Source organism: Paucibacter sp. DJ2R-2, from assembly GCF_025717675.1.
Classification (GTDB): Bacteria; Pseudomonadota; Gammaproteobacteria; order Burkholderiales; family Burkholderiaceae_C; genus Paucibacter_A.
The window spans coordinates 222,463-248,514 of the sequence record NZ_JAJIRT010000007.1; the positions used below are offsets into that span (position 1 = coordinate 222,463).

Genomic DNA, 26,052 nt, shown 5'->3' on the forward strand with positions numbered 1-26,052 from the left:
TGTTGCTCAGGCTGAAAGGAAGCGGTAGAAGTTGCGCAGAATCGCGGCCGTCGCGCCCCAGATGAAGTCGTCTCGCTCGCCCGCAAGGCCAGACCACGGCATGGACAGGAACTGTCGCTGCCCACCGGCAAACTCGAAGCGATGATGGCGGTGGTGGGCCGGCGTCATCAGAAACTGCAGCGGCACCTCGAAGGCCTCATCGACCTCTCCATGGTCCAGGCGCAGCTCGAAGCCGGTCTGCACCAACGCGACCACGGGCGTGACCAGAAAGGAAGTCACCGTGGTGTAGATCGGCAGGCTGCCCAGCACCTCGATGTGCCGGCGCGCCAGACCAATTTCCTCTTCGGTTTCCCGCAGTGCCGTGGCCGAGGCATCTGGGTCCGAGGCTTCGGTCTTGCCGCCCGGCAGACTGATCTGTCCGGCATGGTTGCGCAGATGCTCGGTACGCCGGGTCAGAAGCAGATGCAGGCCGTCAGCGCGCTCCACCAAGGGCAGCAACACGGCAGCTGCAGCGGGCTCGCGCTCGCTGAAGCGGCCGCCGTCGCCCGCCAACTCGGGCTGCCAGGTCGGCGGCCGGGCAAAACGCTGCCGCAGTGCAGTGGCTGTCAGGCGGTCCCCGGCCACCGGCGGCAGATCCGTGTCGACCTGCGTCACAGGCACTGCGCGGGGGTCAAGAATGGGAGCTCGGCTCATGACATCAGCATAAGGTCTGGCAGGGGCGACCCCGGCCGGGTAGCAAGCGAAAATCGGGCAAAAAAAAGCCGCCCGAAGGCGGCTTTTTCGTCGGGAAACCCAGTTGCCTGGATCAGCCCAACTTTTCCTTGATACGTGCCGACTTGCCCGAGCGGTCGCGCAGGTAGTACAGCTTGGCACGGCGCACATCGCCGCGGCGTTTCACTTCGATCGAAGCGATCAGCGGGCTGTACAGCTGGAACGTACGCTCCACGCCTTCGCCGTTGGAGATCTTGCGCACGATGAAGCTGGAATTCAGGCCGCGGTTGCGCTTGGCAATCACGACGCCTTCGAATGCCTGCACGCGCTTGCGAGTGCCTTCAACGACGTTGACGCTGACGATGACGGTGTCGCCAGGGCAGTAAGTCGGGAAAGTCTTGTTCAGACGAGCAATTTCTTCTTGCTCAAGGGTTTGGATCAAGTCCATGAGGTTCTCCATGTGATCGTGGCGGCGCCGACGCTTTGTGGTCTCACATGAGACCCAAAGACTGCTGAAAATGGCGCCGGCGGCGTCGGGTCATGTGCCAGAGCGATTTGCGTTCCCGCAACTCACGACTTGAGCGCACTTCCTTGTTTCACCGGCATGTGGGATCAAAGGACTTTGCAGCTCTTGATCTCACCTCGACCCGCCAGAGGATCGGACAGCCCGCCATTATAGCGCGCTTTTGCCGCGATCCAAACTCAAGACGCCGGAGTACTCGATGACGCGGCCTGCAAATGCGACAGATAACGCTCATCGGCCTTGCTCAAGCGCCCTGCCGCGCGCGCCGCAGTGATCAGATCCGGGCGACGGCGCAGGGTGATTTCAAGCGAGCGTTCACGGCGCCAGCGGGCAATCTGCGCATGGTGGCCGGACATCAGCACCGCGGGCACCGGCAGGTCCTCGACCTGACCCGGCAAGCCACTCAACACTTCAGGCCGGCTGTAATGCGGGCAGTCAAGCAGGCCATCGGAAAAACTATCCTGCACATGGGACTGGGCATCATTGAGCACGCCCTCTTGCAGGCGCGCCACGGCATCAAGCAGGGCCAGGGCCGGCAGTTCACCGCCGGACAGAACGAAGTCGCCGAGACTCAGTTCCAGCGTGACATGGCGATCCAGGAAGCGCTGATCCATACCCTCGTAACGGCCACAGAGGAGAACCGCACCGGGCCCTGCCGCGAGTTCCTGCACCAAGGCCTGATCCATGCGCCGCCCGGTCGGGCTGAAGTGGATGATGGCCGGCGCAGCTTCCGCCACTGCCACCTCCTGCCGCGCTGCCTTGGCAGCAGCAAGTGCGCGCTCCAGCGGCTCGGCCAGCATGACCATACCCGGCCCACCACCAAAGGGTCGATCGTCGACGCGGCGGTAATTGTCGCTCGCGTAATCGCGCAACTGCCAGAGCTGGACATCGACTTGCCGGCTTTCGAAAGCACGGCGTGTCACGCCCTGACTCAGGTGCGGACCGAACAATTCGGGGAACAGGGTCAGGATGTCGAAACGCATGGCGGACAGATGGCCGATGGCCGAAACAAAGAAGCCGACAGCAAAGGTTGCGGCGACATGTCTGCGCCGCGCCGGACTCAGTAGTCCATGCCCCAATCGACCGTGATCTGCCGCTGCTCGAGATCGACATCGTCGACGAAGGCAGCCACAAAAGGCACGAGGCGCTCCTGATCGGGCTTGATCGGCGCGGTCAGCCCGGGCGGCATGATGCGCAACACGCTGTGCGGGCCCGCATCGATCAAGCCGAGCACTTCACCCAAGACCTCGCCTTGGCGGTTGCTGACGCTCAGGCCAATCAGGTCCACCCAGTAGTACTCATTGGGGTCGGCAGCCGGGAAAGCCGAGCGCGAGATGAAGATGCGCGCGCCGCGCAGCGATTCGGCTGCGTTGCGATCCGCGTAGTCCTGCGCGTTGGCCACCAGGCCCTCGCCATGCTCGCGGATCGAGAGAATTTTCAGCAGGCGCGGCAAGGGCTTGTTGACCTTGACCACCGCCGGCGCGTTGCCCTCGGGCGCACGGAGAAACCAGCGCCGAGAGGAAAACAAGGCCTGGGCATCGCTGGAATAGGCTTGCACCTTGAACCAACCCTTGACGCCCCAGGCATCAAGAATGCACCCAACTTCAACCGCGTCCTCGGGCCAGGCCAGCTCGTCGGAGCCGACGGGGGCGGAAGCGCGCGGATCGGAGCCGGGTGTTCTCGACATTTAGACCGCAGCCTTCTTGGCTTCGGTCACCAGACGCTCAACGGTCGGCGACAGCTGAGCACCCACGCCCACCCAGTAGCTGACGCGGTCGATGGCGACGCGCAGGGATTCAGCAGCACCGGAAGCGACCGGGTTGTAGAAACCGACCTTCTCAATGAAGCGGCCGTCACGGCGCTGGCGGCTGTTGGCCACGACGATGTTGTAGAAGGGGCGCTTCTTGGAGCCGCCGCGAGCCAGTCGAATAACAACCATGATGTTTCCTATGAATCTATTGCATCCATCGCACCAGGAGACACTCAGGGCGAGTAGATCGGGGTGGCACCAAGTCGCATCAACCGCTGACCGCACGCTGTGCTTTTGAAGTGCGCATCTCAAGGATTGCACTGCACAATGCGCTGCCCGCTTTGTTGTTGAAACCGGCTGCCGTGGATGGCCCTGTAGATACGCCGCACTTGACGCCCTTGTTGCCCACGAAATGCGAGCCGCAATGACAGATAAGTTCGACCAAGGCCAAAACCCAGCATTATAAACTCGGCTCAACCGATCTCTAACGATATGCCCGCAGAAAAAATCACAAACAAGCCAGGCGCCCTGACCCTGCGCCCCAGCACGGAAGCCGACCTCCCCGCCATCCAGGCCATTTACGCCCATGCTGTGCTGAACGGCACCGGCACATTTGAAACCGAAGTGCCCGACCAGGCCGAAATGGCGCGCCGCCGCAGCGAGGTGCTGAGCCGCGGCCTGCCCTGGCTGATCGCCGAGCGTGAAGGCGAGCTGCTGGGCTATGCCTATGCCAACTATTTCCGCCCGCGCATGGCCTACCGCTTCTGCCTGGAGGACTCCATCTATTTGCGCCACGACAGCCAGGGCCTAGGCTTGGGCCGCTTGCTGCTGGCCGAGCTGATGGCGCGCTGCGAAGCGCTGGGCGCTCGCCAGATGCTGGCCGTGATCGGCGACGCCGACAACCTCGGCTCCATCGGCCTGCACCGCTCCCTGGGCTTCACAGACACGGGCGTTCTGAAAAGTGCGGGTTGGAAGTTTGGCCGCTGGCTGGATGTGGTGCTGATGCAGCGCCAGCTCGGCCTCGGCGACACAGGCAGCCCGGAATGAGCGGCACCGCACACTACAAGTCCAAGACCGTCGCGACCTGGCTGGCCTTGCTGCTGGGCAGCCTGGGCCTGCATCGTTTCTATTTGTACGGGCTCAGCGATCGCCTGGCCTGGCTGCACCCCTGGCCCACCCTGCTGGGTCTCTACGGCTTGCAGCGCATGGAGCTCCTGGGCCAAGACGACCACCTGAGCTGGCTCCTCATGCCCTGGATGGGGCTGATGCTGGTCAACGCGATGATTTGCGGCATCGTCTATGGCCTGACATCCGACGAAAAATGGGACGCACAACACAACCCAGGGCAGCGCGGACAGGCCAGCGGCTGGGCAGCAGTGATTGGCGTCGTGGCCTGCGTTTTCATCGGCGGCATCTGTCTGATGACCACCATCGCCTTCAGCGCCCAGCGCTACTTCGAATCCCAGGTCGAGGCAGCCCAGGAAATCAGCCAGTAACCGAGCCCATCACAGGGCTCCCTGGCATTCGATCGCCTGGTCCTGCAGGCACAGCAGGCATTCCTGCAGCGGCGGCAGGCCGGACACTTGCAGATCGGGCGCCAGTTCCAGCAAAGGCTTCAGCACGAAGGCGCGCTGATGCAGGCGCGGATGCGGCACCGACAAGCGGGCTTCCGAGAGCTGATCCTGGCCATACAGAAGCAGGTCAAGATCAAGGGTCCGCGGCGCATTGACATAGGGGCGTTCACGGCCATGGGCCTGCTCGATCGCTTGCAAGGCATCCAGTAGCTCCAGCGGCTCCATGCAGGTGCGCAACTCCGCCACCGCGTTGAGATAGTCAGGGCCGCCCGCATCGACCGGAGCACTCCGGTAGGCGCTGGAAACAGCGACAAGCTCACAGCCTGACAAGGCCCGCAAATCCCGCAGAGCCAAGCGCAGGGTGGCCGCCAGATCACCACCGAGATTCGCCCCCAGACCGACAAAGGCTCGCACCTCACGCGAGCCTTGCCGAGCAGCCGTCGACATCAGAGCTCGCCGTTGCCGCCCTCAGCGGCGGGCGCAGCGCCGCCAGCGCCCTCACCGGCCGCGCGCGCACCGGGCTTGCGCCGACGGCGACGCTTCTTGGCCGGAGCCTTGCCTTCCGACAGCGCTTCTTCCACATCATCGGGCGCGCCGACGGGGCCGATACCTTCCTTGCGGGGCAACTGGTGGGTCTTGGCGCTGCGGCGCTGCGACTTTTCCAGCTCGCGCACATCTTCCAGCAAGGCTTCACGCTCCTCGTCGCTGCCGAGGGCAAAGTCTTCCCACCAATCAGCAAGAGCAGGGTCGATCTCACCCGCATCGGCACGCAGGCGCAGGAAGTCGAAGCCAGCACGGTAGCGAGGCTGCTCGATCAATGTGTAGACGCCACTGCCGCTGCGCCGCTCGAAACGAGGCTGCATCATCCAGATTTCGCGCATCTCGGTGGCCAGCTTGCCGCGACCGGAGATGTCGCCGATGCGGGCATCGAAGACCGTGTCGATGGCCTGTTGCAAGGCCGGCACCACCGGCTCACCCGCTTCACGCAGGCGCGTCCAGCGCTCCAGCACCTCGAACCACAGCATGCAGGCCAGCATGAAGTTGGGCGACACACCGCGGCCCTCACGCACGCGCAGGTCGGTGTCTTCAAAGGCCATGCGCACGAAATCGCCGCGCGTGCCTTCGGCCAGCTCACCGCGCTCATTGAGCATGGCGTCAAGCACGGGGAACACGCCGCGCGCCAAGCCTTGCTTGCGCAGCTCTTCCAGGCTGGCCAGGGAATGGCCGGTCTGCAGCAGCTTGATCATCTCGTCGAACATGCGCGAGATCGGCACATTGGCCAGCAGTGCAGCACTGGCCTTGACCGGCGCGCGCGTCTTGGGCTCGAGCTCAAAGCCCAGCTTGGCCGCGAAACGCACGGCGCGAATGATGCGCACAGGGTCTTCGCGGTAGCGGGCTTCCGGGTCGCCGATCATGCGCAGCACGCGCTTCTTGGCGTCGGCCAAGCCGCCGTGGTAATCGACCACCAACTGACGGCGCGGGTCGTAGTACAGGGCATTGACCGTGAAATCGCGACGTGCGGCGTCCTCGATCTGCGGGCCCCAGACGTTGTCGCGCAAGACCCGACCCTCGGCATCGACCACATGGCTCTTGCCCGCCAACTCGGCCTTGGAAGTCTTCTCGTTGCCGGCGACTTGCTCGGCCGTTTCCTGACCCAGCAGAGCCCGGAAGGTGGACACCTCGATCACCTCATGTTCCCGCCCGCGTCCGTAGACCACATGGACGATGCGGAAGCGCCGGCCGATGATGAAGGCGCGGCGGAACAAGCCCTTGACCTGCTCGGGCGTGGCGTTGGTGGCCACATCAAAATCCTTGGGGCGCATGCCCAGCAGCAGGTCGCGCACCGCGCCGCCGACGATATAGGCCTCAAAGCCGGCATCGGCCAAGGTCTCCACCACGCGTACCGCACGCTCGTCGAGCAGGCTGGGGTCAATGCCATGCTCGGACACGCCCACTTCAACCCGCTTGCCCAAGGAGCCATGCCCGGGCTTCGCTTCCTTCGGCGCCTTGGCGGCCTTGCCGGCGGAAGGCTTGCCCAGCAGCTTGTCAATGAATTTTTTGATCATGCGAAGAGGTTCAGTTGAGGCCAGCCGCGAGCGGACGCGATGTCCGCCAGAGCCGGCGAAGGATTGGTGGCCACCGGGTGACTGACCAAGTCCAGAAGCGGCAAATCATTGATCGAGTCGCTGTAGAAATTCACACGCTCGAAGTCCTGCCATTGTCGCCCCAAGCCCGCCAGCCATTGCTGGACACGCTCGATCTTGCCGGACTGGAAGGAAGGCACACCTTCGATGCGCCCCGTGCAAGCACCCTGCTCATCACGCGCCAGGCGCACGGCGATCAGGTGCTCGATGCCAAAAGCAGCAGCAATCGGGGCCGTCACGAATTCGTTGGTCGCGGTGACGATGGCCAGCAAATCCCCGGCCTCGGCATGGCGGCGGACCAAGGCCCGCGCATTGTCACCGATCAAGGGCTGCATCACCTCGGCCATGAAACGCTCACGCATGGCCAGGGCCTCGGCCAGCGGACGGCGGCGCCAGACGGAGGTGGCGAACTCGATATAGGCGTCCAGATCCAGGCAACCGGCCTGGTACTGGGCGTAGAACTCATCATTGCGAGCCTGCCATTGAGCCCCATCGGCCCAGCCGACCGCCACCATGAAGCTACCAAAGGCATGGTCCGAATCATTGGGAATCAAAGTGCCGTCGAGATCGAACAAGGTCAGCGCCTGTCCTGCGTTCTGACTCATCCGGAAACTCCTTCATCGGCCAGCATTTGGCGCAGCAGTGGCACCGTGACCGCGCGCTTGGCGGCCAGGGCAAATTCATCGAGTCGATCCAGCAAGCACATCAGATGTTTGAGATCACGGGCAAAGCGGGTCAGCAGATAGTCGATCACTTCATCGGCCAGCAGGATGCCGCGGCGATCGGCCTCGCGGCGCAAAGCAGCGCGCATTTCCTGCTCGCTCAGAGGCTGCAAGGCAAAGGTCGGGCCCCAGCCCAGCCGCGTGCGCAAGTCTTCGCGCAGCGCCAGATCGACCGGCGGCGCGCTGCCGCTGGCCACCACCGCCAGACCATGGGTGGCCGCCTCAACGAACAAGGCGAAGGCCGCATGCTGCTGACCGGCGTCGAAACGTTCGCAGTCATCCATCAGCAGCAGGCTGGGTTGGCTTGGCAGCTCCCAGGGCAGCGGCGTGTCAGCGTCGTACCAGCCGACCTGAGCGCCCGCGTCCTGCCAAGCATGAGCCAAAGCACGCAGCACATGGGTCTTGCCGCAACCAGGCAGACCCCAGAGAAACACCGGCGGCGGCGCCACAGCACCGGCCCGCAGAGACTGCAAATGTGCCAGGACCGCACTGTTGGCGCCGGGCAGGAAATTATCAAAGGTGAACATCGGCGCGGGGCCGATGGCAAGCGGAATCTGCTTCAAAACCGGGTCATCTCCAAGACCAAATGCAGCTCGAAATCCATCAGGGAACCCGCAGCGACAGCAGGCCCGGGTGGGGCGGCGGCAATTCTAAGGGCGGCGCCTCATGGCAGTCGACGAGGTGCTCCTTCAGTGCAAGGCCGGCCCGCCACGCTGGCGCAGCTGCGCCACACGCTCCTGCAGCAAGGGGCCATCGGGGGCCTGAGGCTCCTGAGCCAAATAAGCCTCCAGATCCTCGGCCGCAGCCGGCCAATGGCCCAGCGATTCGAGCACCAGGCCGCGGTCGCGCCGCTCGATCGCCGCATGCGGCAGCAGCACCACCAGACGCTGCTGCACGGCCAGCAAGCGCGGCCAGTCGCCGGCAGCACGGTGGATCTCCTTCAGATTGCGCAACATGCGCGCCAGGATGTCGCGCGCCGAGGCCGGCTGCAAAAACAGATCAACGGGCAAATCCACCTCGCCCTGCAGACCGGTGCTGCCACGAAACGCTTGCAGCATTTCGTCCAGCCGGCTGCGCGACAAGGAGTCGCCGCTGAAGGGATCCAGCACGACCTCGCCATTGCCCATGCGCACGCGCACCAAGAAATGCCCAGGGAAGGCCAGACCTTGAGCCCGCAGGCCCAGCTGACTGGCCAGCTCCAGAAAGATCACCGCCAGGCTGACCGGGATACCGCGGCGCGTCGCCAGCACCTGGTGGACATAGCTGTTGCCACGCTCGTAGTAATTATTGACATTGCCACCGAATCCAAGCTCCTCATGGAAGAAGCGACACAGGCTGCGCAACTTGACTTGGGCCGAGGCATCGGCGGGCAGGCGCTGCCGCAGGCGCCGGGCCAGACCATCGACCTCGGCCAGCACCGCTTGCACATCGAGAGCCGGCTGCTCATCCTGGGCCAGAGAGGCCGCAGCCTCCAGCAAGTTCAGGCTGACATCCTCCTGCACCAAGGCGGCGAAGTACTCCAGCGGGGTTGGCGCATCCAGGCGCAAGGAAGAGCTCATAAGGCGAGTTTAGAGGGACGAGACGATTTCAGCCGCGCCGCATGAACTGACGCAGACGCAAGCCGAGCAGGGCCAGGATGCCGAAATACAGCAGAGCCGAGGCCGCCAGGCTGCCGGCCATGACCAAGGCCCGCAAACCTTCACTCTGACCCAAAGCAATCCAGTCCAGACGCTGCGCCAACTGCCATTGCAGCACGGCCATTGCCGCGCTCGCCAGCAGCACCCTGAGGGCAAAACGCACCCAGCCGGGCTCGGGTGTGTAACTACCCTGACGGCGAAGTCCACGAAGCAGCCAGAAAGCATTGACCATGGCGCCGAGGCCGATGGACAGCGCCAAGCCGGCCACACCCACCCAGGGCACGAAAACCAGATTGAGCAGCTGGGTCAGCGCCAGCACGCCAATGGCGATGCGCACCGGGGTGCGCGTGTCCTGCTTGGCGTAAAAGCCCGGCGCCAGCACTTTGATGGCCAGAAGTCCCAGAAGACCGACACCCCAACCCATGACCGCCTGCGCGGTATTCACCACGTCGACGGCCAGAAAGGCCTTGCGGTGATACAGCACGGCCACCAAGGGCTCGGCAAAAACCAGCAAAGCCAGCGCACAAGGCAGACCAAACAACACCACCAGGCGCAGACCCCAGTCCAGCATGTCCGAATAGCGCTGCGTATCGCCCTCAGCCTGGGCCGAGGAAAGCTGGGGCGTCAGCACCGCCCCCAGCGCCACGCCCAGCAAGGCCATGGGGAACTCCATCAAGCGGTCGGCATAGTTGAGCCAGGAAGTGGCACCGACAGCGATGTGGCTGGAAATCTGCGTATTGATCAGCAGCGAGAGTTGCGCAACCCCGACGCCCAGCAGGGCCGGCCCCATCTGACGCAAGATCGTGCCCACACCCGGGTGGGTGCTGGCACGGCGCACATCCGAAGGGCGAAACGCAATGCGCGGACGCACGCCGATGTGGCGGAGCGCGGGAAACTGAATCAGCAACTGCAAGACGCCTCCGACCATCACGCCCATGGCCATTGAATAGATTGGCGGGTAACCCCAGTCCGCCACCACCGGCGTCATCCACCAGCCGAAGGCCAGCACGCAGAGATTCAGGATCACCGGCGTGACCGCCGGCACCATGAAACGCTTCCAGGTGTTGAGAATGCCGGCCGCCAAAGCCACCATGGACATGCAGCCGATGTAGGGAAACATCCAGCGCGTCATCACCACGGCCGCGTCCTGCCCCTTGCCCGGCATGCCAGAACCCAGCATCCAGACCAGCACCGGCGCGGCCAGCACGCCGATCACGCAGGTGGCCGCCAAGGCCCAAGCCAGCACCGAGGCCACGGCATCAATCAAATCGCGGGTTGCCTCGTCGCCATGCTTGGCGCGCGTGGCCGCCAGCACCGGCACAAAGGCCTGCGAGAAGGCCCCTTCCGCAAACAGGCGACGCAACATGTTCGGAATGCGGAAGGCGACCAGGAATGCATCAGACAGCACGCCTGCGCCAAACATGGCGGCCACCATCTGCTCCCGCATCAGCCCGGTGATGCGGGAGACCAAGGTGAAGACGGAGATCAGAGACGCAGCACGCAACAGATTCATGACGGGGACGCAGTCAGCAAGAAGAGCGAGGGAAACACATGCAGAGGCATACAGCAGACCTATTGCAGGCTTTGAGCGGCCAGATTCAGCCGCTGGAATCCATACCGGGCCGACCCAGACCTCAAACAGCATGGCCGCTTGATGACAGGCCGGGCGCCGCATTATCATGTGCCCCCTCGCCGCTTCCGAGTGGCCAACGCCGCATCGGCCTTTGTTTCACTGTTATTTCAGTGCTATACTCGCGGTCTTTGCACCAACTGGGTAGATTTACAGCATGGCATCCTCTTCCAAAGTCAAGAAGACAGTCCGTACGGCATCGGGCCTCAAGCGCGCTCGCCAGGACATCAAGCTCAACGCAGCCAACACGGCTCTGCGCTCCCATTTCCGCACGGTCATCAAGAACGTGCAAAAAGCCGTGGTCATTGGCGACAAGACCAAGGCTGCCGAACTGTTCAAGACAGCTCAATCCGTGATCGACTCGGTCGCTGACAAGGGCATCTTCCACAAGAACAAGGCTGCTCGTCACAAGAGCCGTCTGTCGGCAAAGATCAAGGCGCTGGCCGCCTAACAACCAGTTCTGGTGCAAAGTCAAAAAGCCCGCGCAAGCGGGCTTTTTTGCGTCTGGATGCGAGCCAGCGGAAGCCCTCTTCTTCCGCTCGGGCCGGGGCTCAATCAATGCCACTCGCCGTGATCCAGACCCTGCATACGCCGCATCTTCAGCCAGTCCGCCACGGCCTGTGCCACCCACGGCGCGTCGTCGAGCGGCAAATCATGGCCGGCATGCTCATGCAGGCGCAGGGGCGCACCCCAGGCTCGGCTGATGGCTTGCGAACAGCGCCAGTCGACCAGCCTATCGGCCTTGCTGCACAGCAGCAAGATCGGCGCCGCCGGACGCCGCCGGGTGGCCTCGTACCGAGCCGCCGCCAGCAACTGCCGCATGGTGTTGCGCACCCCCACAGGCCGCTCGCGCTGCAAGGACACCCAATGGTCCAGCACTTCTTCAGGACGCGGCAGCAAGCGGGTGGTCATGCGCAAGACCTTGGCCTCGCGCTGCCGGTAACCCAGGCGACTCAGGCTCAGCATCAACAAAGTGAAGTAGTTGAGCGGCCGCAGGCGGCGGTAAAAGGGACTGAAGGGACGCAGGCTGGTATTGATCAGGACGCCGGCGCAGACCTCTTTGGGGTAGCGCGCGATCCAGTCGCTGGCGACCATGGCACCCAGGGACATGGCCAGAACATGGACCGGCCCCTTGATTCCCAAACGAGCCACTTGCGAGCGGCAGGCTTCCACCATGGCCGGCACCTCGCTCGGACTGGTCTGTCGGTGCAGCATGCCATTGCCCGGCAGGTCCAGCAAAATCAGCTGAGCCCCGGGCTGCTGCTCGCGGATCTTGCGCAGCAACAGGCGAGGAAAGTCCCCCCAATGACCGGACTCGCGCGAAAGCCCACGCAGCAAAACCCAGGTGCTGGCAGCCTGCGGCTGCGCCTCCACCGGCGCGGGCGCTGGAACCGGCCCCGTCATGCGCCAGCACTCCGGCGATACCAACGTTGCAGCGCCTGCTGCTCATGTCTGGCACGTTGTTCGCCCTGGGGCAACCAGCGCGGCATGCCAGCTGCCGCACGAAGCATGAAGTCCAGCCATGCGATATGGCGGCGCAGCACACGCTGCTGTCGATGACTGACCAGAGGATTGAACATGCCGTGGCGAGAAAAAAGTTGCTTGGGATTCTTCCTGACCCAGAGCCAGGAGCCCATTTCCAAGGTCAGAGGCAGGTGCAGACAATCGTCGCGCGCACAGGCCTGTAAGTAGAGATGGTCCCACAGGTCTCCGTGGGTCAAGTATTGTCGGCTCTGTGGCTCGAACACGTAGCGATGCTGGGCATGGGTCTGATCCAGGATCTGACACAAGGCATGCATTTCCGCCAAATGCGGCAAAGGCCGAGCCGTGTGGGCATAAGGGAACCAGATGCGATCGGCCAGACCGAATCCCGAGTGGCAGTCCACCGCGACCGACTGCCTGTGGCTCAGCAACTCGCGCTGCACCAAGTCGCACAGCGCCTGGCTTTCAGTCTCCATACCTGCCGCTTCCGCGCCGCGATACCAGGGCAGCCTGGGGCTCAGACGCTGACCTCCGACCCAGGGCGACACCCCTGGGCCCGCCTCCACCGGCGCATTGCGCATCAGGTCCACGCCACGCGGATTGGCGCGAGTGCCGTTCCAGATCCCGCCCGGGTTGACCAGCGGCAAAAACACGACACGCAAGGACTCCAGCATGCGGTGCAAGCTGCTGTCCCAGTGCAACCGCGAGATCAGGCTGGCCAAAAAAGCCATGACCACCTCCGCTCCAATGCGCTCCAGGCCATGGACGCCGCCAAAGAAGCCCACCGCCGGCACGGCCGGATCCGGGTTGCCCAGTGTCAAAGCCAGCAAGGGCAAGCTGCCGCCGCCCACCGCCACCTGACCGAGTTCATGCTGTTGCAGCAAGGGCCCGGCCTGGCGCAGCAGCAACTCCAGCTCAGCGAGTTCAGGCAAGGCCGGCAGCAAAGAGACAGAGGAAGACACCAGGATCAGATCCGCTGAAGAAAAGGGTTTGGGCGCGAAGCCGGCAAGCATAGCCGCAGGCCCGGCCGGACTCCAGCATCACACCGCAGCACATGCTGAACGCCTTATATGCGCGTCATCAGATCGTCACGAAGCCGACATAGCCTAGCCGCCATGCAACCCCTCAAAAACGAGCGCTGCAGCGATGCGGACCACTTCCTTCCCGCCGGCCTTGTCGGCAGCCTGCGTCGTCGCATGATCTGGCTGATGTGCCTGCTCGGCGGCAGCCTGGAATTGCTGGCCCTGCAAAGGGCGCGCCGACAGCGCTGAAGCTCAGTCAGCGCTGGCCGCGGCTCAGTCCGCCGAGCGCTTTTCCGCGCTGGGGCTGTCCGGCAACAAGCAAGCCTCGGCCACCTGCAGGCTGTTGTCGCGGGCGAAGTTCATGACGAAGTCCCAGGCCATGGGCTCAAGGCGGCGCAACTCTTCGTTGACGATCACGCACTTCACACCGTTGATCACCCGCGGCACGCACAGTGGCGAGTAGCCGATGTAGGCGCCGATACCGCCACGGGCGCCGCCAGGGCGGAAGCAGGACATGGCGCCTGCCAGACGCTCGGCCCAGTCGCTCGGCCGGAAGGTCCGGCCCTCCAGGGTGAGGCCCTGGATGAATACTTCGCGCGATTTGGGGGACTGGCTCATGGGTGGGCGACTTCGACGCCGGGCTGGGTTCCAGCCCCGCGGCCGCGAAAATAGACGGTTTTACGACAGACGCTATTGTGCCTTGGATGTGTTGCGCCGCAGCACAGGCAGCTCGGCAAGACCGGACATTCGCACGCGTCAGGCCCGTGTCAGGGCCTCGGGAAAGACCTGGCCCTTAGAATCCGCCGACGTTTCGGCGAGGTTCCGCCGCGCCGAAACGCCACCCTGTTTGCTTGTCCCCCACCTATGGAGAGTTGATGAACGCCCCCGTTGTCCCGTCTGCTGTTGTGCCGTCCGAACCTCACGTGATGCAAACCTATGGCCGCCTGCCCATCGCCCTGGCGCGCGGTGAAGGCTGCTGGGTCTGGGACGTGAACGGCCGACGATACCTGGACGGGCTGGGCGGCATCGCCGTCAACACCCTGGGCCATGCGCATCCGCGCCTGGTGCCGGCCCTGCAGGCGCAGGTGGCCACGTTGATGCACAGCAGCAACTACTACCACGTACCCTTGCAAGAGCAGCTGGCTGCCAAGCTGTGCGAGCTGTCCGGCCTGGACGTGGCCTTCTTCTGCAACAGCGGCCTGGAGGCCAACGAAGCGGCACTCAAGATCGCCCGCAAATTCGGCAACGACCGCGGCAACCATGCACCCGAGGTGATGGTGTTCGAGGGCGCCTTCCATGGCCGCTCGATCGCCACCCTCTCCGCCACCGCCAACCCCAAGATCCATGCCGGCTTCGGCCCCTTGGTGCCCGGCTTTGTGCGCGTGCCGCTGAATGATCTGCCTGCCGTTGAAGCGGCGCTGGACGCCCATCCGAACATCACCGCCATCTTTCTGGAAACCATCCAGGGCGAAGGCGGCATCAACGAGTCGCGCATCGAATTTCTGCAAGGCCTGCGCCGCATCTGCGACCAGCGCGATCTGCTGCTGATGCTGGACGAAGTTCAGTGCGGCATCGGCCGCACCGGCAAGTGGTTCGCCCATCAGTGGGCCGGCATCCGCCCCGATGTCATGCCCTTGGCCAAGGGCCTGGGTTCGGGCGTGCCCATCGGTGCCGTGGTTTGCGGCCCACGCGCCGCCAAGATCATGCAGCCGGGCAACCACGGCACCACCTTCGGCGGCAACCCGCTGGCCATGCGCGCCGGCGTTGAGACGCTGAAGATCATGGAAGAAGACGGCCTGCTGGCGCATGCCGAGAAGGTTGGAGGCGAGCTCAAGGCCGCCCTGAAAGCGGGCCTGGAAGGCGTGCCTGGTGTCGTCGAAGTGCGCGGTCAGGGCCTGATGCTGGGCGTGGCCCTGGATCGCCCCTGCGGTGTCTTGCTGCAGCGCGCGGCCGATGCCGGCCTGATGATCAGCGTCACCGCCGAGCGCGTGGTGCGCCTGGTGCCCGCCCTGATCCTGAGCAGCGAGGAAGCTGCCCAGATCGCCGCCATTCTCGTGCCCTTGATCAAGGCCTTTCTGGCGGAGCCCCAGGCATGAAGCCCGGCCAAGGCCTGATGCGCCACTACCTTCAGTTCAAGGACTTCCGCGCCGAGGAATACGCCCATCTGTTTGAGCGCGCCGCCATCATCAAGCGCCGCTTCAAGAACTACGAGCGCTACCAGCCCCTGGCCGACCGCACGCTGGCCATGATCTTCGAGAAAGCCAGCACGCGCACCCGCGTCAGCTTCGAGGCCGGCATGTACCAGATGGGCGGCTCAGTGGTCCACCTGACCACCGGCGACAGCCAGCTGGGCCGCGCCGAGCCCATCGAGGACAGCGCCCGCGTGATCAGCCGCATGGTCGACCTGGTGATGATCCGAACCTTCGAGCAGACCAAGATCGAACGCTTCGCCGCCCACTCGCGCGTGCCCGTGATCAACGGCCTGACCAACGAGTACCACCCCTGCCAGATCCTGGCCGATCTGTTCACCTTCATCGAAGCGCGCGGCATGAACCAGCGCGGCATCGTCGATGTCGACTGCCTCAAGGGCCGGGTCGTGGCCTGGGTCGGTGACGGCAACAATATGGCCAACACCTGGCTGCAGGCAGCGGAGATCCTGGGCTTCACCGTCCATGTCAGCACGCCCAGCGGCTACGAGGTGGACGCCCAGGTCGCCGGCATCCAGAACGGCGATTGCTACAAGGTCTTCAAGAACCCGCTCGACGCCTGCCGCGGCGCCGACCTGGTGACCACCGATGTCTGGACCAGCATGGGCTATGAAGCCGAGAACGACAAACGCCGCGCGGCCTTTGCCGACTGGTGCGTCGATGCCGAGATGATGGGCGTGGCCAAGCCCGACGCCCTCTTCATGCACTGCCTGCCGGCCCACCGTGGCGAAGAAGTGACCGCCGAGGTCATCGACGGCCCCCAATCCGTGGTCTGGGACGAGGCGGAGAATCGCATGCATGTGCAGAAGGCACTCATGGAGTACCTTCTGCTGGGTCGCATCGGCTGACCAGCCGATGTGAACCCTGCCCGTCAGGGCAGCATGCGATTCGGGGTGCACTCACTTGGCGCCCGCCAAGTGAAGCCGCGTCAGCGGCGGGTGCACACCAAAACAGAATGAACGTGCAAAAGGCTGAGTCAGGACCGAAGACAGGCCCGACGGCCTGTCTGACGCCTGACGAAGGCCAGCCCATGTCCGCAAGGGCTGGCACTCATGGAGTACCTTCTGCTGGGTCGCATCGGCTAACAGCCGCCGCGTGCGGCCCGCTCACCGCTGCCGAATGCTGCCCGTCAGACTCCCCGGAGGGTAGTGTTTGACGAACTCGCGCCACACTTGCCCCGACTTGGCCGCGCGCTCCAGCAGCACCAGCAAGCTCTGACGGTCGGCCTCCGACAAAGCGGTCTTGGACACGTACACACCGCTCTCGCCCCAGGGCAGCTCGTCCACCGGCTCGTAGCGCAGCTGTTCCAGCAGAGGCCGCACGCGAGCATCGCCCAGCAAGGCACCCACCAGAATGCTGGGCGCCATCACCGTGACTTCGGCCATGCCATTGCCCAGCATGCGTGCCACTGAAACGGCATCGGACGCCAATGACAAGCGCCCCTGCTGCTCCAGCTCCTTGATCAAGGCTTGGTAGGACTCGCCGTAATCAAAACCCCGCACCAGCACCACGCGCATCTCGCGCCGGGCCTGCAACTCGGCCAGGCTGCGCAGCGGTGCACGCTCGGAGCTCAGAGAAATCAGGGTGGCCCGGCTGCTGACCATGGGCACAAACACGCCGGCCTCGTCACGCTTGGGCGTGCGTGTCGCCGGCACCAGCAGATCGGCGCGGCCGGTCTCGAACATCAGCTCCTGCCGCGCCCGCGGCACGACGGAGAACTTCAGCGGACAACCTTCCCGCGCTACGCTGTTGCGCAAGACCTCCGGATAGACACCCGCCACATCCTCACCTGCCACCGTGACGCTGAGCCCGATCGGTGCCACCGGCACGGCAATATCGCGCGAACAGACGGTCTGGGCCCAGGCGCTCCAGGGCAAGGCCGCTGAGGCGAGCGCCACAAGCCAAACCGAGCAATTCCGCTGGAACCCCGCCACTCCATCGCACCACGGCCACCGCAACATCAGGCACCTTTTGAGAGTTGTGAGAAGCAAGCATGCACGAAATTGAGAAACCCACATCTCGATTTGATGTTCCGCTGAGCGGCACGCTGAGAGCGTGCCGCCCATCTGCGGGTCGCCCGCAGCTTACGCGATCTGGCGTTTTCGCGTGTCGCCACCGCGCCAATGCTGGGGCGGGTCAATCCTGTTGTAGTTTGCGCCAACAGGCGGCAAGCTGTAGGCGCACGAACCGAGCAATGTGCGTCGTCACACCCACGCCATCTCGGCGGCCTTCCCCATCCTTCTCCCGCCCTCACCGCCCTCACCGCCTTCAGCCTGCCGTCAGCCGCTCATGGCAAGCTCAGCATCGCCATGAAAATTGCCCTTATCTCTGACATTCATTCCAATGCGCAGGCTTTCGCCGCGGTGCTTGAGCATGCTCAGGCCCAGGGCGTCAATGACTACGCCTTGCTCGGCGATTTCGTCGGTTACGGCGGCGACCCTGCCTGGGTGCTGGACAAGGTCGCCGACTTGGTCAGGCAAGGTGCCGCGGCCGTCATGGGCAACCACGATGCCGCCGTGGTGCAAGGCAGCTCCAGCAGCATGCGCGAGGACGCACGCCTGGCGGTGGAGTGGACCCATGCGCACCTGAACCCCGCGCAGCTCGACTTCTTGTCCAAGTTGCCGATGAGCGTCACCCGAGAAGATCGGCTCTACGTCCATGCCAATGCCTTCGACCCGGGCGGCTACGAATACATCCAGGGCCGCCTGGAAGCCATGCGCAGCCTGCATGCCACCGAATGCCGCTACACCTTCTGCGGCCATATGCACGAACCCATGCTCTACCACCTGAGCTCGACCGGCAAGGCGGGCGAGTTCACGCCCGCTGCGGGCGTCACCATCCCCTTGCTGCCGAACCGCCAATGGCTGGCCATCCCGGGCTCCTGCGGCCAGCCACGCGACGGCAACCCGGCGGCCTGCTACGCCATCTTTGACAGTACGGCCGGCGAGCTCAGCTTCCAGCGCGTGGCCTACGACGCCGAAGCCGCCGCCGCGCAAATCCGCGCCGCCGGCCTGCCCGAACGGCTGGCGGCCCGCCTGCTGCAAGGCGAGTAGCATCAGGGTCAAAGGCAAGACCTGACCCCATCCCGACAGGACCACGGCACCCGGCACCTTCACAGGCCTCCGAACAGGACTCTCTTCACCATGCCCAGCTCCGATTCCGGCCCCCTCAGCACCCAGTTCATCTCGCCGCCCCTGGGGCCCTTGGAGCCGGGCATGGAGCTCGACGGTTTCCGGCTGGAGGAGCGCATGCATCAGGGTGGCATGGCCCATATCTGGCGCGTCACCCGGCTGCAAGCCAAGCCCGGTGAGGACTTCCCCCTGATCATGAAAGTGCCGCGCATCAAGGGCGGCGAGGACCCGGCCACCATCGTCGGCTTCGAGGTTGAGCAGATGCTGATGCCGGCGCTCAAAGGCCCACATGTGCCGCGCTTCGTCGCGCGCGGCGACTGGACACGACAAGCCTATATCGTCATGGAGCAGGTGCAGGGTCAGTCCTTGCGCCCGCGCCTGGACGAAGCTCCGCTGCCACTGGACGAGGTGGTGGACATCGGCATCCGTGTCGCCACCGCCTTGCAGGACTTGCACCGCCAGCATGTGGTGCACCTGGACATCAAGCCCAGCAACATCATGTTCCGGCCGGATGGGCTGGCCGTGTTGGTCGACTTCGGGCTTTCGCGTCACGACCACCTGCCCGACCTGCTGGAGGAAGAGTTCTCCCTGCCCATGGGCACGGGGCCGTACATGTCGCCCGAACAGGTGCAGTTCGTGCGCAACGACCCACGCAGCGATCTGTTTGCCCTGGGCGTCATGCTCTACCACCTGGCCACCGGCGAGCGGCCTTTCGGCCAGCCCAGCTCGGTGCGCGGCTTGCGCCGCCGGCTCTACATCGAACCGGTACCACCGCGCGCCATCGACCCCGAACTGCCCCCATGGTTCCAGGAGGTGGTCTTGCATTGCCTGGAGGTCAAGCCCGAGCGCCGCTACCAAAGCGCGGCACAGCTGGTCCTGGATCTGCAACAACCCGAGGGCGTGAGCCTGACCCGCCGCGCCGAAAAGATGACGGGCAGCAGCAGCCTCAAGACCCTGAAGCGCTGGTTCTTCGCCCTCGGCTCGGAGCCGGCACCGCAGGCCACCGTCAGCAACCAGGTGACGCGCAGCCCCATCATCATGGCGGCAGTCGACACCCAGCACGCCACACCCGCCCTGCTCGACCAGTTGCGCGAGACCGTGCGCCGCATCGTCCAGACCGAGCCGGGCGCCCGTCTGGCCTGCGTCAGCGTGATGAAGACGGCCCGCATCGGCATGGACGAGCTGACCGACAAGGACGGCAAGAGCGTGCACGTGAAGCAGCTGATCGCCCTCAAGCATTGGGCGCGTCCGATCAGCAAGGCGCTGAATCTGGAGGACGGCCGCTTGACCTTCCATGTGCTTGAGGCGCCCGACGCGGCCACGGCCATCATCGAGTTTGCGGCCAAGAATGGCGCCGACCACATCGTCATGGGCGCACGCGGCGCTTCGGCCTTGCGACGCTATCTGGGCAGTGTCTCGGCCCAGGTGGTGACACAGTCGGAATGCTCGGTCACCGTGGTGCGCGAGCCGGCTGGCGCCGAGGCCTGAACGGACACCCAAGCATGACCGCCCCCGAAACCACGAACAACCCCTGCATTCCGTGCGGCGCCTGCTGCGCCAGTTTTCGCGTGGACTTCGCTCGGGAGGAACTGCAAAGCGAGGGCGGCTGCGTGCCCGACGGACTGACAGTGGAACTGACCGACACCCTGGCCCGCATGCGCGGCACCGACCACGCCCGGCCGCGCTGCGCCGCCCTGGTCGGCACGGTGGGCCAGGCGGCCGGCTGCGGCATCTATGAATGGCGGCCCGGCCCTTGCCGGGAATTTGGCCTGCGCGCGCCCATGGGTATCGGCGACGAGGCCTGCGCGCTGGCGCGGGCAAAACATGGCTTGACGCCTCTGGCTTGAGGACCCAGCGCCGTTCAATGGAACATGTTCTTGCGAGATTTCAGCAAATCCATCTTGGCAGCGTAGAGCCGCTTGTCTCGTTCCGTGCTGCTGTTCTCCAAAGCCAAGACCATATGTTTGTGTGCGGTCTTGACATCGCCCAAGCCGTAGTTGGCCAAAGCCGCCCAAAAGTGGAATTCATGGAAAAACGCTGATCGGGCTAACTCACGGTCAAACAAGGCCTTGGCCTGCTGGTACTCCCCTCGTCGCATGGCAGCCATACCTTCATCAAAAAACTTATAGGGCGGATGCGGTTGCAGCTCTCGCAGCTTGGCCGTCAGCAGGGCCGACTCCGAGCCGGGGCCGCCCTCGTCCAGCACCAGCACCAGATTGGACAAGGCCTGGGTGTTGTCCGGCTCCTGGCGCAAGACATGGCGAAAGCTGGCCTGCGCCAGCTCGGGCAGACCGCGGCGCCGGTAGATCACACCGAGCGTGTTGTAGGCCGCCATCATGCGCGGGTCAGCCTTGAGCGAAGCACGCACCCACCAATAGGCATCGTCAATGGCGCCGGCGGCCAGGCTTTCAGCGGCGCGGTTGTTCATATACATGCCGATCACGGTCTGCTCATCGATCTCCCGGCTGCGCTGGCCGCGAATATCGGCGCCGGGCAGGAAGTCGATGGTCAGTTGATCGGCCTCCATGGTAGTGAAGGCATGAACCTCGGGCTTGCGGCGCGCCAGCGTCAGGTTGACATGTCCGGTCAGGAAGTAGATATCGCCGTGCCGCGACCAGAAATCCTCGACATAGACGCTTTGGTAGCGCACCGGCAGCTGCAGATGCTTGGCGAACGCGCCGGTCATGATCACCAAGGACAGGCAGTTGCCGCGCCGCTGGGCGAAGGCCTCGGCGGCATTGCGGGTTCGGTCCGAGTCGTACTCGAGCTGCAACTGCCCCTTGGTGTAGAGCGAATCAAGCAAGGCATCGCGCGGACCGCGGTTGCGGATCTGGAAGGCGATCTCTCGGTCCAGATAGTCGCGCATGGCCGGGCTCAGGGCGAAGACCTGCTCCGGGTCCATGTTCATGGTGCTGGGCTTGAAGAGCTGGTCATGGAACAGCTCCTGCAAGGGCGCGTGTGGCGGCGGTGCGACCGTGGCGCAAGCCCCCAGCAGCAGGGTGCACAGCAAGACCGAAAGCGTACGCAAGGCAAGCATATTCATGGCTCTTCCTTTCCCGAAACCCCGCGAGGCCACGAAGGCCACGCAAGGCTCCACAAGGCCAGACCCCAGCAAACGGCAGGGTCCAACGCTTCAAAGTGTAGTCATCAGCCTAGCGCCTTCAGCCCCAGATGAATACCCATGACTTCTGGCTGCAAGCCGCCCCGATTCACAGCCAGGCTTGCAACCAGCCCAGACCCTCTGACGTGGCATGAGGCCGCTGGCCGCGAGCGGGCCGGTACTCGCAGCCGATCCAGGCCGGGTAGCCCAGTTGGTCCAGCAGCTGAAACAGGTAGCGGTAGTTCAGCTCGCCGACATCAGGCTCATGACGCTCGGGCACGCCGGCCACCTGGATGTGGCCGATACGGCCACCAGCCAGGTAGCGGCGGATCTTGCTGGCCAGATCGCCCTCGCTGACCTGCAGGTGGTACAGGTCCATTTGCACCATGACATGGGGCGAGCCGATCTCGTCCAGCAGGGCGTGGGCTTGCGCCTGCCGGTTCAGAAAGTAGCCGGGCATGTCTCGCTCGTTGATCGGCTCGATCATGATTTGCACGCCCTGCCAGGCCGCTGCCGCTGCGGCATAACGCAGATTCTCCAGGTAGGTGGAATGGCAGTCCTCCGGCCTCTGATTCGAAGGCACGACACCCGCCATGACATGGATGCGCGAGCAAGTCAGTGCCTGCGCAAAGGCCAGGGCTTGGTGGATGCCAGCCCGGAACTCGACCTCGCGGCCGGGCAGACAAGCCAGCCCCCGCTCGCCCGCATCCCAATCACCCGGAGGGGCATTGAAGAGCACCTGTTGAAGCTGATTTTCATGCAGCCGGGCGGCCAACTCCTCGGGCGCAAAGGCATAAGGGAACAGGAACTCGACCGCCTGGAAGCCATCGCGCGCGGCGGCGGCAAAGCGGTCGAGGAAATCCAGCTCGGTGTAAAGCATGGACAGATTGGCAGCAAAGCGGGGCATGGCAGGTCCGGGCAGCAAGCAGTTTGGTAACCCGATTGATTGTGTCCCGCCAGTCCGGACTCACTAAGATGCCCGCCATGAAACTCGCACTGATCGCCCACGACGGCAAGAAAAACGAGATGGTCGCCCTGGCGGCCGAGTTCAAGACCTTTTTGCAGGGCTGCCAGCTGATGGCCACCGGCACCACCGGCGGCCGCCTGGTGGCCGAACTGGGCCTGAGCGTGGAGCGCCTGCTCAGCGGCCCGCATGGTGGCGATTTGCAGATCGGCGCGCGCCTGGCCGTAGGCGAGGTGGATGCCGTGATCTTTCTGCGCGACCCGATGACTCCGCAGCCGCATGAGCCCGACATCAACGCCCTGGTGCGCGCCTGCGACGTGCACAACGTGCCCTGCGCCACCAACACGGCCGGCGCGCGGCTGATGCTGGAGCGCTGGGCTCAGCTGGGCTGAAAGCGAGCCGACTCAGAGCTTGAGAATTTTTGTAGCGAGCGGCTGTCATGCGAGGCGGACGGAGCGCAGGAACCGGAACGTACTAGCTGTACGTGAGGATTCTGAGCACCGGACCAACGACGCATGGCAGTCGCGCAGCAAAAAATTCACAAGCTCTCAGCGCTCGACCAGCACCAGGGCAGTGCGCCCCGGCACTTTGATCTGGCCGCTGGCGGCCTCGAAGGCGAACTCCCGCTTCGGCCGTGCGTCCGCCGCCCCCGGCGCCAGATGCACTGGGTGCAGCGCATAGCGCCGTCCGGCCAGCTCGGGCAGCTGCAAGACCTGGGCCTCGGGGCTGGTGTTGAGGAAATAGGCCAGGCGGGCAAAGCCAGCGTCCTTCAGGCCCTGACCGTCGATTTCAGCGGCCAACACCAAGGGGTTCTGCGCCGGCCCGGTGTTGAGAAAACGCAGGCGCTGGCGGATCTCGGCCGCGCTGCTCAGGCGCAGCAGGCGGCTGCTGGCGCGGATCTTCAGCAGGTCCCGAAAGCCATCGCGCATCCAGGCGATCTCGGCCGGGCCGGGGGCGATGCCCGGGTCGGCCAACAAAGGCGCCAGCCAGGGGTACATGGCCTGGTTGTCGGCGGCCGGCGGCAGGCCGGTGCCAAAGAAGTTGCGTTGGTAGCTCCAGTCCAGGCGGTTGAACCAGTCGCCCGAGTCATAGCTGTTGCGGTCCAGCGATTTGGAGCGCAGCACATCGATGCCGGCATGGAAGTAGGCCACGCCCTGGCTGAAAGCCGTCAGCGCCGCGCCCAGCAGCTGCACGCGTGCACGCTCGGCGCGCGGCGTGTCCTGGGGCAGCTTGAGCACATTGATGTCGAACAGGGTCTGGTTGTCGTGGTTGTCCACGTAATTGACCACCTCGCCGGGCTCTGAGACGTAGCCGGCCGGCTGCTCACCGTAAGCAATCTGCTCCGCACGCAGGCGCGGGCCGCGCCAGGTGTCCAGCTCGAGGTCGCGCAGCGAGCCGGCCAGGCCCACGCGCAGCAGGTCGGCGCTGGCCATCAGCTGCGTGGCCGCTGCTGGCGCGCCGACATGGCGGTTGGGCGCATATTCCAAACCGTTTAGCCAGCCCTGGTTTTTCAGCACATCGAGGCCGTTGTCGCCAGCGCTGCCGCCGCGGGCTGCGTCACGGGCGCGGTCGCTGAAGGTGCCGATGCCGCTGCCGTTGAGCGATAGCTGGGAGGCCTGGACAAAGCGGGCGCCGTTGGCCACCTCGCCGAAGTTCCAGCCCTCGCCGATCAGCTGCACCGGCTGGCCAGCGGCGGCATTGACGCGCTGCTGCAGCGCCTCCATCACCGCGCGCGGCTGGTGGGCCATGAGGTCAAAGCGGAAGGAGTCGATGCGGTATTCACGCGCCCACATGGCCACTGAATCGATCATCAGCTTGGCCATCATGCGCTGCTCGGTGGCCGTGTTGTCGCAGCAGGTCGAGCGCTCGACCTGGCCCTTGGCATCGAGGCGCTGGTAGTAGCCGGGCACGATGCGGTCGAGCACGGAGTGGCGACCCTGGCCGCTGGCGGCCGTGTGGTTGTAGACCACGTCCATGCCTACGCGCAGGTCGGCCCGGTGCAGGGACTGCACCATCTGGCGGAACTCGCGGATGCGGCGCTCGCCGTGCTGCGCATCGCTGGCATAGCTGCCCTCCGGAGCGCTGTAGTGCCAGGGGTCGTAGCCCCAGTTGAAGCAATCCTGGCCGGCCAGCTTCATCACCGCGGCCTGCTGGGCCGGGCTGTCCGGTGCGGCCGCCTCCGGCACTTGGGGCGTCAGGCAGCCTTGCTCGGGCACGCTGGCCAGATCGAACACAGGCAGCAGGTGCACATCGGTCAGGCCGGCCTGAGCCAGGGCGCGCAGGTGGCGCATGCCTTGCGAGCCGGCCTGGGTGAAGGCCAGGTATTTGCCGCGCTGCGCCGGCGGCACGCTGGCGTCGCCGATGGAGAAGTCACGCACATGGAGCTCGTAAATCACCATATCGGTGGACTGCCGCACCCGGGCCGAGGCCTGGCGATGCGCACGGCGGTCATGCCAACCGGCCGGCTGCAGGCGTGGATCGGCCCAATCGACAACCATGCTGCGCGCCGAATCGGCGCTGAGGCTCAGCGAGTAAGGATCGGTCACCCGGTTGCGCACCCGCCCCAGGCCCGGCACCCAGACCTCGACCAGGTAGCGGTAATAACTGCCGCTCAGATTCGCAGTCAGGCGCTGTTGCCAGAGGCCGCTGCGCGGATCAAAAGCCAGCGCTTCCACGGCCTGCGCCGGGCTCTCGGACCCGGCGTAGCGGCAGAGGTGGACCTGCTGTGCGGTCGGTGCCCAGAGCTTGAATTCGGTGTGGCGGCCCTTCGCCTCTGCACTCGTCACCACCGCGCCCAGCTCGCCCGCCGCTTCGGCCGCTTCGGCATACAGCGCGTCGAGAGCACCGGGCGTCTGCAGGCCGGTGACCGCCAACACTTGGCCGGCTGCGTCTTCCTTGACCAGCAGCAGCTCGCCGCGCAAGAGCTGGGGCAAGCGGGCTTGGTCAGCCGCATTCAGGGCCAGGCGCAAGCCGGGGCCGAAGAATTCGAGGTACTTGAAGCGTTGCGCCAGCTCAGGCGGCAGCGGGGCCTCGCTGGGCGCCAGCTCGATGCGCTGCTCCACGCCCTGGGCTGCCGCTCCTGCTTTGACCTGCACACCACCGCGCGCGCTGGCCAGCAGGGCCACGCGCTCGCCGGGCGCCAGGCTCTGGCCCGGCCATTGCAGCAAAGCGGGGCTCATGGCAAAAGCGCGGGCCTCGGGCGCGGCCATCGCGGCCGGCTGCAAGACGGTGGCTGAATCGGCGCTGTCGCAGGCGGCACGCAACTCAGCGGGCGAAGCCGAGGCCATCGCGGCCCAGGCGGCACTCGACAGCAAGTTCAGCGCGAGGATCAGGCCAAGTCGGGAGGGAGATAGGGAAGTCATCGACAGCAATCCGTTCGGTGCAATGTGTGAAGTCGCTGCGCCCACATGATCCGCAGCCCGACGCCAAAATAGTAGCAAAACTACATCAATAGC

The 26,052-nt window shown here is 64.9% G+C and carries 28 protein-coding genes and 1 other RNA gene; 10 read left to right on the forward strand and 19 right to left on the reverse strand.

What is annotated here, in order from left to right; all coding sequences use genetic code 11:
- Window positions 1-6: 6 nt before the first annotated feature.
- From LNV28_RS17280 to rpsP, 5 genes are all read right to left on the reverse strand, one after another.
- On the reverse strand, window positions 7-693 hold the full coding sequence (locus tag LNV28_RS17280) for an NUDIX hydrolase (protein ID WP_263517579.1): 687 nt from the start codon (window positions 691-693) through the stop codon (window positions 7-9).
- A 112-nt stretch (window positions 694-805) separates the two neighbouring features.
- Window positions 806-1,159 (reverse strand): 50S ribosomal protein L19, encoded by a 354-nt coding sequence (gene rplS / locus LNV28_RS17285; RefSeq protein WP_263517580.1) that lies wholly within the window; start codon window positions 1,157-1,159, stop codon window positions 806-808.
- 254 nt (window positions 1,160-1,413) lie between these two features.
- On the reverse strand, window positions 1,414-2,217 hold the full coding sequence (trmD, locus tag LNV28_RS17290) for a tRNA (guanosine(37)-N1)-methyltransferase TrmD (protein ID WP_263517581.1): 804 nt from the start codon (window positions 2,215-2,217) through the stop codon (window positions 1,414-1,416).
- Window positions 2,218-2,294: 77 nt separating this feature from the next.
- Entirely contained in the window at window positions 2,295-2,921 is a 627-nt protein-coding gene (gene rimM, locus LNV28_RS17295; protein ID WP_263517582.1) for a ribosome maturation factor RimM, read from the reverse strand.
- Window positions 2,922-3,173, reverse strand: coding sequence for a 30S ribosomal protein S16 (gene rpsP, locus LNV28_RS17300; RefSeq protein WP_263517583.1), 252 nt, complete (start codon window positions 3,171-3,173; stop codon window positions 2,922-2,924).
- Window positions 3,174-3,476: 303 nt separating this feature from the next.
- Between rpsP and LNV28_RS17305 the strand changes: the two genes are divergently transcribed.
- Together LNV28_RS17305 and LNV28_RS17310 are read left to right on the forward strand one after the other, a co-directional pair.
- A complete protein-coding gene (locus LNV28_RS17305) occupies window positions 3,477-4,031 on the forward strand; it encodes a GNAT family N-acetyltransferase (RefSeq protein WP_263517584.1) in 555 nt (184 codons plus the stop codon).
- On the forward strand, window positions 4,028-4,480 hold the full coding sequence (locus tag LNV28_RS17310) for an NINE protein (RefSeq protein ID WP_263517585.1): 453 nt from the start codon (window positions 4,028-4,030) through the stop codon (window positions 4,478-4,480). Before LNV28_RS17305 ends, LNV28_RS17310 begins: the two co-directional genes overlap by 4 nt.
- Window positions 4,481-4,489: 9 nt before the next feature.
- On the opposite strand, the gene folK is transcribed toward LNV28_RS17310, so the two are convergent.
- The 6 genes from folK to murJ all read right to left on the reverse strand — a co-directional run bounded on the left by folK (window position 4,490) and on the right by murJ (window position 10,574).
- A complete protein-coding gene (gene folK / locus LNV28_RS17315) occupies window positions 4,490-5,005 on the reverse strand; it encodes a 2-amino-4-hydroxy-6-hydroxymethyldihydropteridine diphosphokinase (protein ID WP_263517586.1) in 516 nt (171 codons plus the stop codon).
- Window positions 5,005-6,624, reverse strand: coding sequence for a polynucleotide adenylyltransferase PcnB (gene pcnB, locus LNV28_RS17320; RefSeq protein WP_263517587.1), 1,620 nt, complete (start codon window positions 6,622-6,624; stop codon window positions 5,005-5,007). Before pcnB ends, folK begins: the two co-directional genes overlap by 1 nt.
- A complete protein-coding gene (locus LNV28_RS17325; RefSeq protein WP_263517588.1) occupies window positions 6,621-7,307 on the reverse strand; it encodes a histidinol-phosphatase in 687 nt (228 codons plus the stop codon). The genes pcnB and LNV28_RS17325 overlap by 4 nt, the downstream gene beginning before the upstream one ends.
- Window positions 7,304-7,987, reverse strand: coding sequence for a DnaA regulatory inactivator Hda (gene hda, locus LNV28_RS17330; protein WP_263517589.1), 684 nt, complete (start codon window positions 7,985-7,987; stop codon window positions 7,304-7,306). Before hda ends, LNV28_RS17325 begins: the two co-directional genes overlap by 4 nt.
- A gap of 126 nt (window positions 7,988-8,113) precedes the next feature.
- Complete coding sequence (locus LNV28_RS17335) at window positions 8,114-8,983, reverse strand: SirB1 family protein (RefSeq protein ID WP_263517590.1); 870 nt, start codon at window positions 8,981-8,983, stop codon at window positions 8,114-8,116.
- 28 nt (window positions 8,984-9,011) lie between these two features.
- On the reverse strand, window positions 9,012-10,574 hold the full coding sequence (gene murJ / locus LNV28_RS17340) for a murein biosynthesis integral membrane protein MurJ (protein WP_263569021.1): 1,563 nt from the start codon (window positions 10,572-10,574) through the stop codon (window positions 9,012-9,014).
- A gap of 274 nt (window positions 10,575-10,848) precedes the next feature.
- On the opposite strand from murJ, the gene rpsT reads away from it, so the two are divergent.
- Window positions 10,849-11,142 carry a 30S ribosomal protein S20 gene (gene rpsT, locus LNV28_RS17345; protein ID WP_263517592.1) on the forward strand — a complete coding sequence of 98 codons (294 nt, stop codon included), beginning with the start codon at window positions 10,849-10,851 and terminating at the stop codon, window positions 11,140-11,142.
- A 104-nt stretch (window positions 11,143-11,246) separates the two neighbouring features.
- Here the strand turns inward: rpsT and LNV28_RS17350 are convergent, their stop codons facing one another.
- Both LNV28_RS17350 and LNV28_RS17355 read right to left on the reverse strand, forming a co-directional pair.
- On the reverse strand, window positions 11,247-12,095 hold the full coding sequence (locus tag LNV28_RS17350) for an alpha/beta fold hydrolase (RefSeq protein WP_263517593.1): 849 nt from the start codon (window positions 12,093-12,095) through the stop codon (window positions 11,247-11,249).
- On the reverse strand, window positions 12,092-13,135 hold the full coding sequence (locus LNV28_RS17355; protein WP_263517594.1) for a M14 family zinc carboxypeptidase: 1,044 nt from the start codon (window positions 13,133-13,135) through the stop codon (window positions 12,092-12,094). Before LNV28_RS17355 ends, LNV28_RS17350 begins: the two co-directional genes overlap by 4 nt.
- Before the next feature lie 153 nt (window positions 13,136-13,288).
- Between LNV28_RS17355 and LNV28_RS17360 the strand changes: the two genes are divergently transcribed.
- A complete protein-coding gene (locus tag LNV28_RS17360; RefSeq protein WP_263517595.1) occupies window positions 13,289-13,444 on the forward strand; it encodes a hypothetical protein in 156 nt (51 codons plus the stop codon).
- A 24-nt stretch (window positions 13,445-13,468) separates the two neighbouring features.
- Here the strand turns inward: LNV28_RS17360 and LNV28_RS17365 are convergent, their stop codons facing one another.
- A complete protein-coding gene (locus tag LNV28_RS17365) occupies window positions 13,469-13,813 on the reverse strand; it encodes a DUF3579 domain-containing protein (RefSeq protein WP_263517596.1) in 345 nt (114 codons plus the stop codon).
- Between the two features lie 257 nt (window positions 13,814-14,070).
- Here LNV28_RS17365 and LNV28_RS17370 point away from each other — a divergent pair, with 257 nt between their 5' ends.
- On the forward strand, window positions 14,071-15,291 hold the full coding sequence (locus LNV28_RS17370; protein WP_263517597.1) for an aspartate aminotransferase family protein: 1,221 nt from the start codon (window positions 14,071-14,073) through the stop codon (window positions 15,289-15,291).
- On the forward strand, window positions 15,288-16,250 hold the full coding sequence (gene argF, locus LNV28_RS17375) for an ornithine carbamoyltransferase (RefSeq protein WP_263517598.1): 963 nt from the start codon (window positions 15,288-15,290) through the stop codon (window positions 16,248-16,250). The genes LNV28_RS17370 and argF overlap by 4 nt, the downstream gene beginning before the upstream one ends.
- 258 nt (window positions 16,251-16,508) lie before the next feature.
- On the opposite strand, the gene LNV28_RS17380 is transcribed toward argF, so the two are convergent.
- The gene (locus LNV28_RS17380) at window positions 16,509-17,300 is read right to left on the reverse strand and encodes a transporter substrate-binding domain-containing protein (protein ID WP_263517599.1); all 792 of its coding nucleotides are present in this window, start codon (window positions 17,298-17,300) and stop codon (window positions 16,509-16,511) included.
- A 411-nt stretch (window positions 17,301-17,711) separates the two neighbouring features.
- Here LNV28_RS17380 and LNV28_RS17385 point away from each other — a divergent pair, with 411 nt between their 5' ends.
- The 3 genes from LNV28_RS17385 (at window position 17,712) to LNV28_RS17395 (ending at window position 20,380) form a co-directional block, all read left to right on the forward strand.
- Complete coding sequence (locus tag LNV28_RS17385) at window positions 17,712-18,455, forward strand: metallophosphoesterase family protein (RefSeq protein ID WP_263517600.1); 744 nt, start codon at window positions 17,712-17,714, stop codon at window positions 18,453-18,455.
- A 90-nt stretch (window positions 18,456-18,545) separates the two neighbouring features.
- A complete protein-coding gene (locus tag LNV28_RS17390; protein WP_318013872.1) occupies window positions 18,546-20,021 on the forward strand; it encodes a serine/threonine protein kinase in 1,476 nt (491 codons plus the stop codon).
- Window positions 20,022-20,035: 14 nt separating this feature from the next.
- Complete coding sequence (locus LNV28_RS17395) at window positions 20,036-20,380, forward strand: YkgJ family cysteine cluster protein (RefSeq protein ID WP_263517601.1); 345 nt, start codon at window positions 20,036-20,038, stop codon at window positions 20,378-20,380.
- Between the two features lie 14 nt (window positions 20,381-20,394).
- Here the strand turns inward: LNV28_RS17395 and LNV28_RS17400 are convergent, their stop codons facing one another.
- Complete coding sequence (locus LNV28_RS17400; RefSeq protein WP_263569022.1) at window positions 20,395-21,570, reverse strand: tetratricopeptide repeat protein; 1,176 nt, start codon at window positions 21,568-21,570, stop codon at window positions 20,395-20,397.
- A gap of 172 nt (window positions 21,571-21,742) precedes the next feature.
- Window positions 21,743-22,540 carry a 2-oxo-tetronate isomerase gene (gene otnI / locus LNV28_RS17405; protein ID WP_263517603.1) on the reverse strand — a complete coding sequence of 266 codons (798 nt, stop codon included), beginning with the start codon at window positions 22,538-22,540 and terminating at the stop codon, window positions 21,743-21,745.
- Window positions 22,541-22,608: 68 nt separating this feature from the next.
- Between otnI and LNV28_RS17410 the strand changes: the two genes are divergently transcribed.
- Window positions 22,609-22,989 (forward strand): methylglyoxal synthase, encoded by a 381-nt coding sequence (locus LNV28_RS17410; RefSeq protein WP_263517604.1) that lies wholly within the window; start codon window positions 22,609-22,611, stop codon window positions 22,987-22,989.
- Here LNV28_RS17410 and LNV28_RS17415 read toward each other — a convergent pair.
- Both LNV28_RS17415 and LNV28_RS17420 read right to left on the reverse strand, forming a co-directional pair.
- Window positions 22,984-23,083: non-coding RNA, sX9 sRNA (locus LNV28_RS17415), on the reverse strand. The two genes, LNV28_RS17410 and LNV28_RS17415, sit on opposite strands and share 6 nt — an antisense overlap.
- 62 nt (window positions 23,084-23,145) lie before the next feature.
- On the reverse strand, window positions 23,146-25,959 hold the full coding sequence (locus LNV28_RS17420) for an alpha-1,6-glucosidase domain-containing protein (RefSeq protein WP_263517605.1): 2,814 nt from the start codon (window positions 25,957-25,959) through the stop codon (window positions 23,146-23,148).
- Window positions 25,960-26,052: the final 93 nt, after the last annotated feature.